The sequence below is a fragment of the Anaerococcus lactolyticus S7-1-13 genome (assembly GCF_000758765.1).
In the GTDB taxonomy this organism is placed as follows: domain Bacteria; phylum Bacillota; class Clostridia; order Tissierellales; family Peptoniphilaceae; genus Anaerococcus; species Anaerococcus lactolyticus.
The window spans coordinates 174725-190494 of the sequence record NZ_JRMW01000043.1; the positions used below are offsets into that span (position 1 = coordinate 174725).

Genomic DNA, 15770 nt, shown 5'->3' on the forward strand with positions numbered 1-15770 from the left:
TTTGGCTAGCTTTTAATTTACTTAGTCTTCTGATGGATTTTCTGAGAAATCTGCTCTAGTTCTTCTGGCTTCTGCACCTACATTAGAGTTTTCATCTGCTTCATCATTAATTGATCTAAGATTTTCTTGGTCTGGACCAAGTTTTTTATCTAGTGATTCGCCACCACTGTTCTTATCTGATTCCCTCATTTTTTTGTCGAGTTCATCATTACCTCTGTATTGATTTGCATTTGAAATTTTTTGATTTGTCATAATATCTCCTTTATAATTCAACTATGCATTACTCATATATCTATAATACTATAAATCAGGAAATTTTACAAACCTTTTCTTATTTAGACATCTCTATAAGTTTAATAATTTCGAGAACAACTTGGCTAGATTTTACCATATGTTCTATTGGAATAAGCTCATAAATCCCATGGAAATTCATACCGCCAGTGAAAATGTTTGGACAAGGAAGACCCATAAATGACAATTTAGATCCGTCTGTACCTCCTCTAATAGGGCTGATGAGTGGTTTTATACCAAGATCTTCCATTGCTTTTTTAGCATATTCGACAATATCTAAGTTGTCTTTTATAATATCACCCATATTATAATAACTATCTGTTAATTTTACATCTATAATATTTCCGTATTTTTCATTTAGGAAATCTGCATTAGATATAATCTCTTTTTTCATTTTTTCGAAAGTATTCCTGTCATGATCACGAATTATATATTCTAGTTTAGTTGTTTCTATATCTCCGTTAATCTTAAGTAGGTGAAAAAAGCCCTCATAGCCTTCAGTATGCTCTGGGCGTCTCACATAGCCTAATAACCTGTCAAATTCATTTGCGATAGTTATAGAGTTAATCATTGTGTTTTTGGCGCTACCAGGGTGGATGGATTTGCCATGTATAGTTATCTTCGCATCAGCCGCATTGAATGATTCATATTCAAGCTCACCAAGGATGCCTCCATCTATTGTATAGGCGAAGTCAGCGTCGAAGTTCTTAACATCAAAAGTATCGCATCCAGTTCCGATTTCTTCATCTGGAGTAAAGGCTATCCTTACCTCTCCATGTTTGAAATCAGGATTATTTACCATATATTCTATAGCTGTCATAATAGCAGCTATACCGGCTTTATCATCTGCTCCTAGGAGAGATTTGCCCCTTGTAGTGATAATTGTTGTTCCCTTTAACTTTTCAAGATATGGGAATTCTTCGACTTTAATATATTTTTCATCATTTAGTTTTATATCCCCACCTTCATAATTTATTATTTGTGGATCATCTATTTTTCCGTACATCTCTGGAGAAGTATCCATGTGTGAAATAAAACCAATTTTAGGTAGATCCTTATCTGAATTTGCTGGTATTTTGCAGAATAGAAACCCCTCTTCATTAATAGTTGGATTTAGTCCTAAATCTTCTAATTCTTTTTTCAATTCATTAGCAAGTAATAATTGGCCATCAGATGATGGTTTTTGACTTTCACCTTTTTCAGGATCACTTTTTGTATCAAATGATATATACTTTAAAAAACGTTTTGTTATATTTTCCATATTCACTCCTTTTCTATATTATACTTGTAATTGTAAAGTGTAGCTAAAATTGGTATATTAAATTAGAAGGTGATTGTAATGAAAAAAAATATTTTGAAGATTAAAACTGATGGCCAAATCCCAGCTTATGCTACAGAACACTCTGCAGGTATAGATTTATACTGTAAAAGTGACAGGGATATTATTATAAAAGCAAAAGAAACTGTCAAAATTCATACAGGAATTTTTGTGGAAATTCCTGAGGGATACTTTGGAGCAGTTTACCCTAGGTCATCGACAGGTGTTAAAAAGCATTTAATGCTTGCAAATACCGTTGGTGTCATAGATTCTGATTATAGGGGAGAATTAATGATATTTTTCTATAATTATGGAGAAGAAAATCAAGTTATAGAAAATGGTGATAGACTTGCTCAATTAGTTATTCAGCCTTATTTAAGTTGTGACATAGAAAAAGTAGATGAACTTTCTGATAGCGAAAGAGGCGATGGCGGTTTTGGGTCAACTGGTAAGTAATAACTATGAATAGATTCTTGAGAAAAAATAAATACAACTTATTTATGTTGGTTGTATTCATAGTTGTATTAATAATTATTGGGTTTTTTATTAAAGCTAAAATAGATGACATTAATATGGCTAAATATGATAACAATATAATTATAATTAAAGGAAATGGTGATGAGATAAAATCATTTTCTATTAGAGAGCTTAAAAAAAGAGCTGGAAGCAGTAAAGAAGTTTATATAAACAATGGCTTGGAAAAAGTAAAAGTTGAGGGTGTTTCACTAGAGAAACTTGTAGGAAATCTTGACTATAATTTAAGAGAAAGACCTGTTATTTCAATAGAAGATACAGATGGAAATTCAAATAGATTTCCAATGTCTGTAGCTCTTGAGGTTGATAGGGTTTATTTAGTTTATAGAATTGATGGCGAGCCGGTTATAGAATATAACCCTTCTTACGGTTCTTTAGTTGTAATAGATACTACTACCAAAAGTGCTAATAGCTGGATAACAAATGTAAAAACTCTTAATATTCAATAAATAGGCTGTTACTAAACTGTGACAGTTTATTTTATTAAGATAAGAAGAAATGAGTGAAAGATGACTAGCAAATTTAAATACGAAAAATTAACACCAATGCTAAGACATTATGTTGATGTCAAAAATGATTTTAAAGATGCACTCCTCCTTTATAGGGTTGGAGATTTTTACGAGACTTTTTTTGATGATGCAATTATAACAGCTAAAGTTTTATCATTAACTCTTACTGGCAAAGAATGTGGTCATGTCGATAGGGCCCCTATGTGTGGAGTTCCTCACCATGTAATAGACACTTATGTAAATAGACTTGTAAAAAAAGGCTACAAAGTTGCCTTATGTGATCAAATTGAAGATCCTAAGGATGCAAAAGGGCTAGTAAAAAGAGCTATTACAAGAGTTATAACACCTGGTACTCTGACTGATATGGAATCTTTAGAAAACAAAGAGAATAACTATTTACTTTCCATATTTGAAAATGAATATGGTCTTGCTATGGCATATTGTGATATTTCTACAGGAAAACTTGTTGGTCTTGAAATAAAGACCCTAAGTCAAAATTTAGGAAAAAAAGCTATAGACCAAATAGAAAAGATCAACCCTTCAGAAATGGTATTAACAAGCAATTTTGATAATGAAGACATTAAAAAGTATCTTAATCTCAATAATCAAATCTTTATCAATTATATAAACTTTACAACTGATTATGAAAATAGGGTAAAGACTGTAAATAATTATTTAGGTAAGGATAATTTAAATAAGATAAAAGATAAGAGACTAATAATAGTAGCTCTTGCCAATCTCTTGGATTATATATATAAATATTACGAAGAAAAACTCGACCATATAAATAATATCGAAATATTAAAAATTAATGAATTTATGGAGATTGAGTCAAATACACGAAAAAATCTAGAGTTAACAAGGAATTTGTCTACCAATAATAAGGAAAATACATTAATAAGTATATTAGATGAGGCAGATACAGTCATGGGTTCTAGGATGATCCATGACTGGTTAGAAAGACCCTTGATTGATAGGGATAAAATTAATAGAAGACTAGATTTAGTTGATGGTTTTTATGAGGATAGCATCCTATCAAGAAATGTTTCGAATTTATTAGATAGTGTATATGATCTTGAGAGATTACTTGCGAAAATATCATATAAAAGAGCTAATGCAAGAGATTTGATATCTCTCAAAAATTCTATAAAAGAAATGCCAAAACTAAAGCATGTATTAGCAGATTCGACTAATAATCTAATTAAAAATCTTGGTTTGAATCTACCAGATGTAGAAGATATCTATGAATTAATAAATAAATCTATTGTTGATGAACCACCAATAAACATTACTGAGGGAGGGATCATAAAAAGTCAATACGATAAAGACTTAGATAATCTCAAAGAGATGGCTGATACAGCTGAGGATAAACTTATTGAATATGAAAGTAAACAAAGAGAATTAACAGGAATCAAAAATTTAAAGGTTATTTTTAATAAAAATAATGGTTATTCTATAGAAGTTACTAAATCTAATATTGATAAGATTGACCAATCTTATATTAGAAAGCAAACATTAAAAAATCAAGAAAGATACACCACTGAAGAGCTTGAAAATATTTCATCTTTGATTTTAAATGGCAAAGAAAAAATAAACTTATTAGAGTATGAACTATTTAACAAAATTGTTGAAAATATACTTAACAGCACTTTAAGACTTCAGAGTCTATCTAAAATGATTGCTAATATTGATAGTTTAAATTCATTTGCAAAAATTGCTCACAAATATTCATATTGCAAGCCAAATATAACTGAATCAAATGAAATATCAATTATAGAAGGTAGACATCCAGTAATTGAAATAAATCTTGATGAAAATGAGTTTATTGCAAATGATACAAATATAGGTCAAGATGATAACCTTATTCAAATCATAACTGGACCAAACATGGCTGGTAAATCAACCTATATGAGGCAGATGGCTCTCATTATAATTATGGCACAAATTGGATCCTTCGTACCAGCTAAAAGTGCCGAAATAGGAATATGTGATAAAATTTTTACAAGAATTGGCGCTAGTGATAATATTTCCAAGGGCGAATCGACATTCATGCTTGAGATGAATGAAGTATCTAACATCATCAAAAATTCCACTGAAAAATCATTTGTCATTCTTGATGAGGTTGGTAGGGGAACTAGCTCTGATGATGGTCTAAGTATCGCAATGGCTCTTGTAGAATACTTGTCTAAACATAAAAAAGTTAAGACTGTTTTTGCTACTCACTTTCATGAGCTAACAGTTCTTGAGAGTGAGCTAAAAAATGTTCGTAATCTCAAAATTGAAATCTTAGAAGAAAATAATAATTTAATTTTCTTAAGAAAAATATCAAGAGGCAAGTCTGATAGGTCTTATGGGATTGAGGTAGCAAAACTAAGTGGCCTTCCTGATGAAATCCTTGAAAATGCAAAAAACATTATGGAAAAACTTGCGAATGAAGATTTCTTTGAAGTCAATAAAGGCAAGGAGATAAAAAATTCATTAGAGGATATTAAAAACAAAAAAATCAACGAGTTAAAGAGTTATACAGATAAGATAAATATCAACGAACTTACACCACTTGAAGCGATGAACCAGCTTAATATTCTTATGGAAAAGATAGGGGAGATTTAATGGCTATTAAAAAATTAGATAAGGAAACAGTTGAAAAAATTGCAGCTGGTGAGGTTATAGAATCCCCTTTATCCATTATTAAAGAGTTAGTTGAAAATTCTGTAGATGCTGGAAGTAAAAATATCACCGTAGAAATAAAAAATGGTGGTAAAACTTATATAAGAGTCACAGACGATGGTTCAGGCATTGCTAAAGATGATATTGAACTAGCCTTTGAGAAGCACGCAACAAGCAAGATAACAAAATTTGATGACTTATTTAAAATATCTTCCCTTGGTTTTAGGGGCGAAGCTCTTCCGAGTATTGCATCTGTTAGTAAAGTTGTTGCTATTTCAAAAACTCAAGATGCTGATGTTGGCACAAAACTAGATCTAAGTGGAAGAGTAAAAGTTAAAAAATCTATAGCCACAAATAAGGGAACTAGCATTATTGTTGAAGACTTATTTTATAATATGCCAGCTAGAAGAAAGTTTTTAAAATCTGATATAGCTGAGTCAAATAAGATTACAAAGCTTATGTATGCTTTTGCAATTGGCTATAAAGATGTTTCTTTTAAGTATATTAAAGACGATAGGATACAATTTCAATCAAATACAAGTTTGGACCTAAAGTTTAAAATATCAGATTTACTTGATAACTTGCTAGAAGAAAACCTTCTTGAACTTAAAGCTACAAATACATCTTATAGGATTGACGGTGAGATTGGTTTACCTACATATTATAGGGGAAATAGGTCTATGCAATACATTTTTGTAAATGATAGACTTATTGAAGATGAAGAAATTACCAAGACAATAGAGCGCCAATATATAGGGCTTATTCCTCAGGGAAGATTTCCAGCGTTCTTTATTTTTATTTACACTGACCCAAAAAATATCGACGTAAATATCCATCCTAATAAAAAATTGGTCAAATATACCTACGAGGATGAACTTGTTGAATTAATAAATGACAGCGTTAAAAATTTACTAAAGTCAAAACAAGCAATAAATTCAATTGATATTAAAGATAAGAAACAAAATCAAATCTTAGATTTTACTGATTATAAGGCGGTATTAGACAAATATTCTCCAGCAGAAATGCTTATTAGAGAAGAAGAAAAACCTTATAATAGTATTGAAAGCAACCAGGATTTTTTTAATGATAAAATTTCAATAGACTTATATACAAACGAAGAAAAAATAAGGGAAGATTCATTTTTTAGTGACATAGAAGTTCCATCCTATAAAACATCTATTTTTAGAAGGTATTCAATATTTGAAGATAAAGAGAAAATCTATATTTTAGATCATAGAAAAGCTGAAGAAAAGATAAAAATGAGTGAATATATCAATGATTATAATAGTAATAAGATATCTAGACAGCTAGTTTTAAATCCGATTAAAATCAACCTTAATAAAATTGATATAGGTAGGTACGAGCAAAAACAAGATTTGTTTAATAAGTTGGGTTTTGATATTGAATTGATATCTGATAAGTCTATAATAATAAGGGAAATTCCAATAATTTTTGATATACCTGAAAACAATAACTTTTTCTATGAGATATTAGATTTTGAGGATAATGAAAATATTCTTTTTAAGAATTTAAGAAAATTAGTTAAAAATATTTCGTTTAGAAAAGGTAATACCATAAATAAAGACGAAGCTATTGAACTTTATAAGAAACTAATGAAAGAAGAAGATCCTTACAGAACATATGATGGTAAACCTACGATAATAACATTGGAAGATAAGGATTTGGAGAAATATTTTGAAAGATAAATTTATTATTATTACCGGGCCTACAGCAAGTGGAAAAAGTGATATAGCTATAGATATTGCCAAAAAAATTGAAGGTGAAATTATATCTGCTGATAGCCAGCAAGTATACAGAGATATGGATATAGGTACTAATAAAGTGACTAATCCAAGTTACGTTAACCATCATCTGTTGAATGTTGTAAATCCAAATGAAGAGTTCACCGTTGATGATTTCAAGAAAGATGCAGAGGAGATAATTTCTACATTAAATTCAAGATTTATTATGCCAATTATCACCGGTGGCACAGGATTTTATATTGATTCCATGCTTTTTGACATGAATTACGGTGAAGTAAAAAAAGATATTTATACAAGAATGGCATTACAAAAATTAGCTGATGTTCATGGTAACAATTATTTATATGAAAAGCTTTTGGAAATCGATCCTAAAACAGCAAATAAATATCATCCTAATGAGCTAAACAGGATTATTAGAGCCCTAGAAATATATGAAATTACAGGAGAAAAACCATCCGAAAAACGTACCGGAGAAAAAGTTTTGAAAAGTAACATTAATCCTATATTGATATTTTTGAATTATAGAGATAGAAAAATACTTTATAACAAAATTAATGATAGGGTAAATGATATGATAAATCTCGGCCTCATTAATGAATTTAATTTCTTGATTGATAAGTACAAATTAGATGAAAATAGTCAATCTATGGCAGCTATTGGCTATAAGGAAATCTTTCCTTATGTGAGAGGCGAGATAAGTTTAGATGAGATGGTTAGCTTAATTCAAAGAAATACTAGAAGGTATGCTAAAAGACAGATAACCTGGATGAAAAGATACTTAAATTATCCGTTTGCTAGAGAAATTATTATGGATGATTTGAACAAGGAAGATGCTACTTTAATTATCGAAGATTTAATAAAGGGTATGTATGAATTTTAAAGAGATTTATGAAAATTATAATATAGACAATGAATATGACGATTTGATAGAAGATTCTGAAAGGGAGTTAGAAGAATTATTCAAAAAACACGAAAAAATAGCTGAATATAATCAATATAAAGTATTGAAGGCCTTTAATGAAAATTCTCTTCAAACTTCTGATTTTAATTCTTCTACTGGATATGGTTATGCAGATACTGGACGTGACACCGTTGAAGCTATATTTTCTTCGATATTTAAATCCGAAGACAGCCTTGTAAGACCTTCTATTGTTTCTGGAACCCATGCCTTATCTATTGTTTTATTTTCATTATTACATTATGGAGATAAGCTATTATCAATTACTGATGATCCATACGATACCATGCAACAGGTTATAGGTATAGCGGGCAATAAAAAGGGAACGTTAATAGAAAAAGGTATCTTATATGATAAATTAACCCTTGATGAAAATAATAAAATTCAATATGATGAAATTAAAGACAAGATTGATGATAAAACCAAGGTAATTTTAATTCAAAGATCAACAGGATACACTCAAAGAAGGGCATTTACAATTGATGAAATCGAAAAAGCAATAATCGAAATCAGAAAAATATCGAAAGATGTTGTCATTTTTATTGATAATTGCTATGGAGAATTTACTGAAACAAGAGAACCTATTGAAATTGGTGCTGATATTGTTGCAGGCTCCCTTATAAAAAATCTTGGTGGAGGAATCGCTATTACAGGTGGCTACATCAGCGGCAGAAAAGACTTGATCGAATATTGCGCTAACACTCTTACTGCACCTGGAATTGGTAAAGATGAGGGCCTTAGCTTTGGTATAAGTAGACTGGTTGTAGAAGGGTTGTATTTTGCTCCACATATAGTTAAAGAAGCTATAAGAGTAGCTTTGTTATTTGCAAGTGTGTTTAATAAATTAGGATATAACGTTACTCCAAGCCTTGATGACCCTAGGTCTGATGTGATTCTTGCCATAAAATTAGAAAATCCAGAAAAGTTAAAGACATTTTGTAAGGCTATTCAAGAAGCTTGCTCAGTTGATTCTACCTTTGTTCCAGAAGCATATCCTATGCCAGGATATGAAGACCCTGTTATAATGGCTGCTGGAGGATTTGTGGAAGGAGCGACATCTGAATTATCAGCTGACGGACCTTTAAGAGCTCCTTATATGGCATATCTACAAGGAGGTCTTAATTATTATCATGGTAAGCTTGCTTTAAAAATAGTCTTAGATAGGTTTGCTAAAAATAATTTCTTATAAATAAAATCGTTCTAATTTTATAGTTAGAACGATTTTTAAATTAAAATTCTAAATCTGACAAAGGGTTTTTATTTACAGCATTTTTTAAATCTTCGTTGTCAAGGTGAGTATATATTTGGGTAGTTGAAACAGAAGCGTGACCTAAAATATCTTTTAAGGCTCTGATATCAACATTACCATACTTATACATAAGAGTTGCTGCTGTATGTCTTAGTTTGTGTGTCGAATAAACACTAGTATCAAAACCAGCCTTCGCAAGGTACTTTTCTATAGTAGATTGAACTGCTCGGTTAGAGATTCTATTTTTTCTTGTAGATATAAATAGGGCATTAACTGTATCATCCTTTAAATACTCTGACCTAATTACAATATAATTATTAATAAGGTCTTGACAATTTTTTGTTAGATAAACCGTTCTTTCTTTATTGCCTTTGCCTATTATATTAAAACTATCCTTATTTACATCAGATAAGTCGATTGAAATAAGCTCAGAAAGCCTCATACCCGTAGTAAGAAAGGTAAAAACAATAGCCAAGTCCCTTGCTTTTAGAAAAGTATTTTTCTCTTTACTTATTGTCTCTATAAGCCTTTCAGTTTCGCTCAATGTGAGGTAGACAGGCTGCCTTTGGCTTATTTTAGGGTTTGTTAGTTTGTCGGCAATATTAGTATTTATTACTTCGATTTCGCTATACATATACTTATAGAAGGATTTTATAGCGGAAATCTTCCTTGATCTTGTAGTCGCCGAATCATTTTTGCCATTATCAAGATAAGATAGAAAGGCATAAAAATCTTGAATAGTAATTTTCTCGAAAAAGATATTGTCTACGAAGAAATTTATTTTCTTATAATCAAAATCATTTTCATAATCTTTTTTGTTATTATTATAGATTTTTCTTACGATTTGATATTCTATAAATGTTTCAAGATCGTATGCGTATTCTTTAATTGTTGATTCAGAAAGCCCTTTGATAGATTTTAAATAATTTAAATAATCTGTTAGCAAAAGAGGTCTGATAAATTTTTTCATAAATTCTCCGTTCAAATCCGTATGCGAGCGTAAGCGTTAGAAATTAGTTCAAGCGATTGTTTTCTAAACTCCATATGTAAATTATACCTATTTCGACAATAAAAACAAATTATTGCACAAAATTATTATTTTGTGCAATAATTTTTCTGGACTAATATCCTCTCTTTTAAGTCGGAATTTACAAGTAAATTAATTTTAACAATTCATATTGATATGTCTAATGTATCGATTAAGTTACAAATCCAAAAATCATTTCCCGGTTTTCTGTATGGTTATGTAGTATTTTTAATTATAAGATAAGTTTTTAAGCCTCCTATGATATTTAGCTCTAATTTCTTGATTAATTTTAATTTTCAAGTAGAATCAACGCCGTATTTTGCGTTTTAAGCTGTTTTATTTTTTCACCCATGTATTTATACCTTTATTTTTTAAATTAAAAACTGCCATCATTATAATGGCAGCTTGATTAATTATTATTTTGCATAATCTATCGCTTTGGACTCTCTTAATAAGTTCACTTTAATTTCACCAGGATATTCTAATTCATTTTCAATTTTCTTTGCAATCTCTCTAGCAATTACAATCATTTCATCATCAGAAATCTTTTCAGGTTTGACTAGTATTCTTAATTCTCGACCAGCTTGGAGAGCAAAAGATTTTTCTACGCCTTCAAAAGAATTTGCAATTCCTTCTAAGTTTTCTAGTCTCTTTATATAGCTTTCTAGACTTTCACGTCTAGCACCTGGTCTGGCAGCGCTGATTGCATCAGCAGTTTGTACTAAAATTGATTCTACACAATTTGGTTCAACTTCGCCATGGTGAGATTGAATAGCGTTTATAACATATTTGTTTTCACCATACTTAGTAGCAGCTTCAACACCTAGGGCAACATGTGTACCTTCTTGTTCTTGGTCTATTGCTTTTCCTACATCGTGAAGTAATCCACCACGTTTGGCTAATTGACTGTCAGCACCTATTTCATCTGCTAACATTCCAGCTAGAAGTGCAACTTCTACAGAATGTTTTAAGATATTTTGGCCATAAGAAGTTCTAAACTTCATTTTACCAATCAGTCTAATTAATTGAGGATGAAGATTAATAATTCCGACAGCTTCAGCGGCAGCTTCACCATCTTCAATTATCCTAGTCTCAACTTCATCACTAGCTTTTTGAAGCATTTCTTCAATTCTAGAAGGATTAATCCTACCATCCTGAATCAATTTTTCTAAAGCTACCTTAGCTATCTCACGTCTAACTGGCTCAAAACAAGAAATTACGACTGCTTCAGGTGTATCATCGATTATTAAATCAACCCCTGCTGCTTGTTCAAAAGCTCTAATATTACGACCCTCACGACCTATAATACGGCCTTTCATTTCATCATTAGGTAAAGAAATAACAGAAACAGTGTACTCAGCTACTTGCTCTGGTGCAAATCGTTGTATAGTAGTTGCCAGAATTTCTGTAGCCATTTTTTTGCTTTCTGCCTTAACTTTTTCTTCAGCTTCTTTAATCATCCTTGCTGATTCATGGATAGTTTCAGATTTTACTCTAGCTAAAATTATTTCTTTAGCTTCATTGTTGGTTAGTCCAGCGATATTTTGTAATTCCAACTCTTGTTGTTCTATTAACTTGTCAATTTTCTCTTCTTTTTGTTTTAACTTTTTCTGATCACTAGAGATTTGATCAGATTTTTTGTCAATCAATAAAGATCGATTGTCTAAACTTTCTTCTTTCTTAATCAAGCGAGCTTCCCTTTTATTTAGGTCGTTTCTGGCTTGATTTAGCATTTCTTCATTTTCAGATTTCAATTTTGAAATTTCATCTTTAGCATCAATTAGAGTTTCTCTTCTTAATGCTTCTGCTTGTTTATTGGCGTCGTCTATAATCTGTCTGCTTAAGTTTTCAGCACCACCTATTACAGATTCTCCAATTTTCTTACGATAAAGATAGCCAAAATAAAAAGCTAACAATACGAAGGCGACAACTATGATGAGAACAACAATTGGATTCATATTATTTAACATCATATCACCTCCAAAATACGGAAATTTATATTCCAATTATTATTATACCATTTAATTATAATTATACGAAATAGTTTTCATTAAATTATTAAGAAATAAAAAAAGTAGTCGATGACTACTTTTTATGTGCTATTATTCTTGCTGGAGCTCCAACGGCTGTAGAATTATCTGGAACATCTTCTAAAACAACTGAATTTGCCCCAATTTGGCAGTTATTACCTATAGTAATATTTCCAAGTAAAACGGCACCAGCACCAATCATAACATGATTTCCTACTGTTGGGTGCCTTTTTACTTTTTCATTTGTGACTGCACCTAGAGTTACCGAGTGATACATCAATACATCATCACCAACTTCAGCTGTTTCCCCTATCACAACTCCCATTCCATGGTCTATATAACATCTACGACCAATTTTTGCACCAGGATGAATTTCGATTCCTGTTTCCATTCTTGACTTAAATGCAATTTCTTGTGCCTCATATACCTTGCCTTGCAAATATAATTTATGGGCGATGTAGTGAGACAAGAGCGCTTTAATCCCTGCAGAAAAGAGTATTGCCTCCTCTTCACTTTTTAGTGCAGGGTCATTAGCTAAAGCGTTTTTTATTAATTCTTCTTTATATTCATTATAACTGAGCATTATCGTATAATTCTGTTGATAGATATCTTTCGCCTGTGTCAGGTAAAACAGTAACTACAACTTTCCCTTCTCCTAATTTATCAGCGATTTCAATAGCTCCTACAACATTAGCACCTGATGATATACCAACTGCAAGACCCTCTTCTTTTGCTATTTTTCTAGACATATTAATTGCATCGTCACTTTTAACATCGACAATTCCATCTAAGATATCAAAGTCAAGATTTTTTGGTATAAAATTTCCACCAATACCTTGAATTTTATGACTGGCAGCTTTACCACCTGATAAAAGCGGACTTTCAGCTGGTTCTATTGCATAAACTTTGGTATTAGGATTTTCTTCTTTAAGTTTTTTTCCTGTACCTGTAACAGTACCACCTGTACCTACACCTGCTATAAAAGCATCTGGCTTAATTTCTGATAGAATTTCAGGTCCAGTTGTTTCATAGTGAGCCTTAATATTGGCAGGGTTTGAAAACTGATCAGGCAAGAAATATCCATTTTCCTCAGCAAGTTCTTTAGCCTTATCTACAGCACCTTGGAGCGCTCCTTCAGTAGTTCTAATTACCTTTGCACCATAAGCCATTGCGAGTTTTGCTCTTTCAATACTCATTGATGCTGGCATAGTTAAAATTAAATTGTATCCCTTTGCAGCAGCAATCGCAGCTAGGGCTACTCCTGTATTTCCACTTGTAGGCTCAACTATTGTTCCTCCTTTTTTAAGTTTTCCAGATTTTTCTGCATCCTCTATCATGTAAAGTGCAATCCTATCTTTGATAGAGCCTGCTAAGTTATTTTTCTCAACTTTTACATATATGTCAGCTCTACCTTCTTTTTTTAAAGAATTTAATTTTAGAAGAGGAGTACCTCCAATTAAATCTGTTGAATTATTTTTTATCATTAAAAACTCCTTTATAAACTAAAATAATTTATAGCTATTTCTGAATCATCGATTAAGAAATTAGCTATTCTAAATCCGACACATTTACTATACTATAAAAATGAATGATTTAAAATTGAGTAAAAAAGGGGCTGTTGCATAAGTCCCAACATAGAAAAAAGACGAGGAAACTAAACATCCTCGTCTTTTTCTGATACAATGTATTTATGAAACAAAATAGTAATACATCATCACTAACCAATTTTACACTAGTTAATGATACAATTCAATTAAAATTAAACTTTAACACAGAAATATACGTCCAAGATGATATAAAACTAAGGCTTGTAAAAAATATAATTGAAAGGATAGAACTAACAGAACTAAATAAAGTCTACTCATCATTTGGAAGAAAACCTACTGTAAATCCAGTAACCATGCTTCAAATAATAGTATTCTGCTATTCAGAAGGAATATTCTCATCAAGGGAAATAGAAAAATCATGCAAATATGATCTAAGAATAAAATATCTCCTAGATGGACAAACTCCACCAGATCACTCCACAATAAATAGATTTAGACAGAAAATAGTAAAACTAGCTCCTAATCTATTAAATCAAATGGTCCAAATACTAATAGAAGAAAAACAAATAGACCTATCAAGCATCTACATAGATGGAACAAAAATAGAAGCCTATGCCAATAGATACAGCTTTGTATGGCGAGGAAGCATAGAAAAATGGCAAGAAAAATTAAGAGTAAAAATAATAAAACACTTTGATTTAAATAAAGACTTAAGTCCATCTCAAGTACTAGAAGTAGTAAAAATAGCCTTTAATCAAGTAAGTAAAGAATGTACAGAAAAGAAAATAAACTTCGTATATGGGCAGGGCAAAAGAAAACATCAACTTCAACGAAACTATGAACAGCTAAAAGATTGGAAAACCAAGCTAGAAACTTATCAAGAGCATTTAGAAATAATGGGAGATTACAGAAACTCCTACTCAAAAACAGACCATGATGCAACATTCATGAGAATGAAAGAAGACCACATGAGAAATGGTCAGTTAAAACCAGCCTACAATATTCAACTAGCAAGTGCCTCAGGCTTCATCATAGGAGAAAATGTATCTCATCACCCAAATGATATGTATACCCTAAAACCATTCTTAAAAAAACTAATAGAAAAATATCCAAATAGTTTAGATAGGATAGTAGCAGACGCAGGGTATGAAAGTGAAGAAAACTATGTATACTTAGAAGAAAACAATCTAAAATCCTACATAAAACCATCAAACTACGAACAATCCAAAACAAGAAAATATAAAAAAGAGCAAGAATTTAGGGAAAGCTTAGTCTATGATGACATTCAAGACAAATACATATCACCAGAAGGAAAAATCTTTGTTAGATGTAAAGACAAGTACGATAAAAAGAAAAGTGGTTATGTAAGTATAAGTAAAGTCTACAGATGCTTTGACCGGAACAAAGGTGGCCAAAAAACCAAAGGAATCTACATAGCAGAAACATTCCAAAAATACAGAAAAGAATCCTTAGAAAATATAAAATCTGACCAAGGAATAGAAGAAAGATTAAATAGATCAATCCAAGCTGAAGGAGCTTTTTCTAAAATAAAGTCAGGCTTAAACTACAATAGATTTCATCACAGAGGAAAAGCAAATATAATAAGTGAAATATGCCTTCTATCAATGGCACTAAACTTAAATAAATTAGCTTCAAAAATTAAAAATAGGAACTTAGAAATCATAAAATACAAAGCTGCCTAAGAAAAAAATGTTAAAATGAGGAGCTCTATTACTTGAGCCTATTTTTAGGAAAATTGTGGAAAAATTTATCTTTACCTTTAAAATTTCTATATAATTAAATAGCTTGATACAAATATCCAAGAAAAAAGTGATGAGCAGAATAGTTTTAACTATTCTGCAACATCACCTTTTTTA

Annotated in this window: 13 protein-coding genes; 7 read left to right on the forward strand and 6 right to left on the reverse strand. The window is 30.9% G+C overall.

Annotated features, from left to right (window positions below; genetic code table 11):
• Nucleotides 1–21 precede the first annotated feature (21 nt).
• Nucleotides 22–252, reverse strand: coding sequence for a hypothetical protein (locus HMPREF1630_RS08930; protein ID WP_004827492.1), 231 nt, complete (start codon nt 250–252; stop codon nt 22–24).
• A 79-nt stretch (nt 253–331) separates the two neighbouring features.
• Complete coding sequence (gene pepT / locus HMPREF1630_RS08935) at nt 332–1552, reverse strand: peptidase T (protein WP_037328832.1); 1221 nt, start codon at nt 1550–1552, stop codon at nt 332–334.
• 78 nt (nt 1553–1630) lie between these two features.
• On the opposite strand from pepT, the gene dut reads away from it, so the two are divergent.
• From dut to HMPREF1630_RS08965, 6 genes are all read left to right on the forward strand, one after another.
• Complete coding sequence (dut, locus tag HMPREF1630_RS08940; RefSeq protein WP_037328834.1) at nt 1631–2065, forward strand: dUTP diphosphatase; 435 nt, start codon at nt 1631–1633, stop codon at nt 2063–2065.
• 116 nt (nt 2066–2181) lie between these two features.
• Entirely contained in the window at nt 2182–2592 is a 411-nt protein-coding gene (locus tag HMPREF1630_RS08945) for a hypothetical protein (RefSeq protein WP_197049883.1), read from the forward strand.
• Between the two features lie 60 nt (nt 2593–2652).
• A complete protein-coding gene (gene mutS, locus HMPREF1630_RS08950) occupies nt 2653–5262 on the forward strand; it encodes a DNA mismatch repair protein MutS (RefSeq protein WP_037328836.1) in 2610 nt (869 codons plus the stop codon).
• Nucleotides 5262–7025: a DNA mismatch repair endonuclease MutL gene (mutL, locus tag HMPREF1630_RS08955; protein ID WP_037328837.1), complete on the forward strand. Its 1764-nt coding sequence runs from the start codon at nt 5262–5264 to the stop codon at nt 7023–7025. The genes mutS and mutL overlap by 1 nt, the downstream gene beginning before the upstream one ends.
• Nucleotides 7015–7962 (forward strand): tRNA (adenosine(37)-N6)-dimethylallyltransferase MiaA, encoded by a 948-nt coding sequence (gene miaA / locus HMPREF1630_RS08960; RefSeq protein WP_037328838.1) that lies wholly within the window; start codon nt 7015–7017, stop codon nt 7960–7962. Before mutL ends, miaA begins: the two co-directional genes overlap by 11 nt.
• On the forward strand, nt 7952–9229 hold the full coding sequence (locus HMPREF1630_RS08965) for a methionine gamma-lyase family protein (protein ID WP_037328839.1): 1278 nt from the start codon (nt 7952–7954) through the stop codon (nt 9227–9229). The genes miaA and HMPREF1630_RS08965 overlap by 11 nt, the downstream gene beginning before the upstream one ends.
• Before the next feature lie 40 nt (nt 9230–9269).
• Here the strand turns inward: HMPREF1630_RS08965 and HMPREF1630_RS08970 are convergent, their stop codons facing one another.
• The 4 genes from HMPREF1630_RS08970 to cysK all read right to left on the reverse strand — a co-directional run bounded on the left by HMPREF1630_RS08970 (nt 9270) and on the right by cysK (nt 13830).
• Complete coding sequence (locus HMPREF1630_RS08970) at nt 9270–10259, reverse strand: tyrosine recombinase XerC (RefSeq protein ID WP_037328840.1); 990 nt, start codon at nt 10257–10259, stop codon at nt 9270–9272.
• A gap of 473 nt (nt 10260–10732) precedes the next feature.
• A complete protein-coding gene (gene rny / locus HMPREF1630_RS08975) occupies nt 10733–12274 on the reverse strand; it encodes a ribonuclease Y (protein ID WP_197049886.1) in 1542 nt (513 codons plus the stop codon).
• Nucleotides 12275–12401: 127 nt separating this feature from the next.
• Entirely contained in the window at nt 12402–12929 is a 528-nt protein-coding gene (gene epsC, locus HMPREF1630_RS08980) for a serine O-acetyltransferase EpsC (RefSeq protein WP_037328844.1), read from the reverse strand.
• Nucleotides 12916–13830 (reverse strand): cysteine synthase A, encoded by a 915-nt coding sequence (cysK, locus tag HMPREF1630_RS08985; protein ID WP_037328845.1) that lies wholly within the window; start codon nt 13828–13830, stop codon nt 12916–12918. Before cysK ends, epsC begins: the two co-directional genes overlap by 14 nt.
• Nucleotides 13831–14036: 206 nt before the next feature.
• Between cysK and HMPREF1630_RS08990 the strand changes: the two genes are divergently transcribed.
• Nucleotides 14037–15596, forward strand: a complete 1560-nt coding sequence (locus HMPREF1630_RS08990; RefSeq protein ID WP_037325895.1) for an IS1182 family transposase — start codon at nt 14037–14039, stop codon at nt 15594–15596.
• Nucleotides 15597–15770 lie beyond the last annotated feature (174 nt).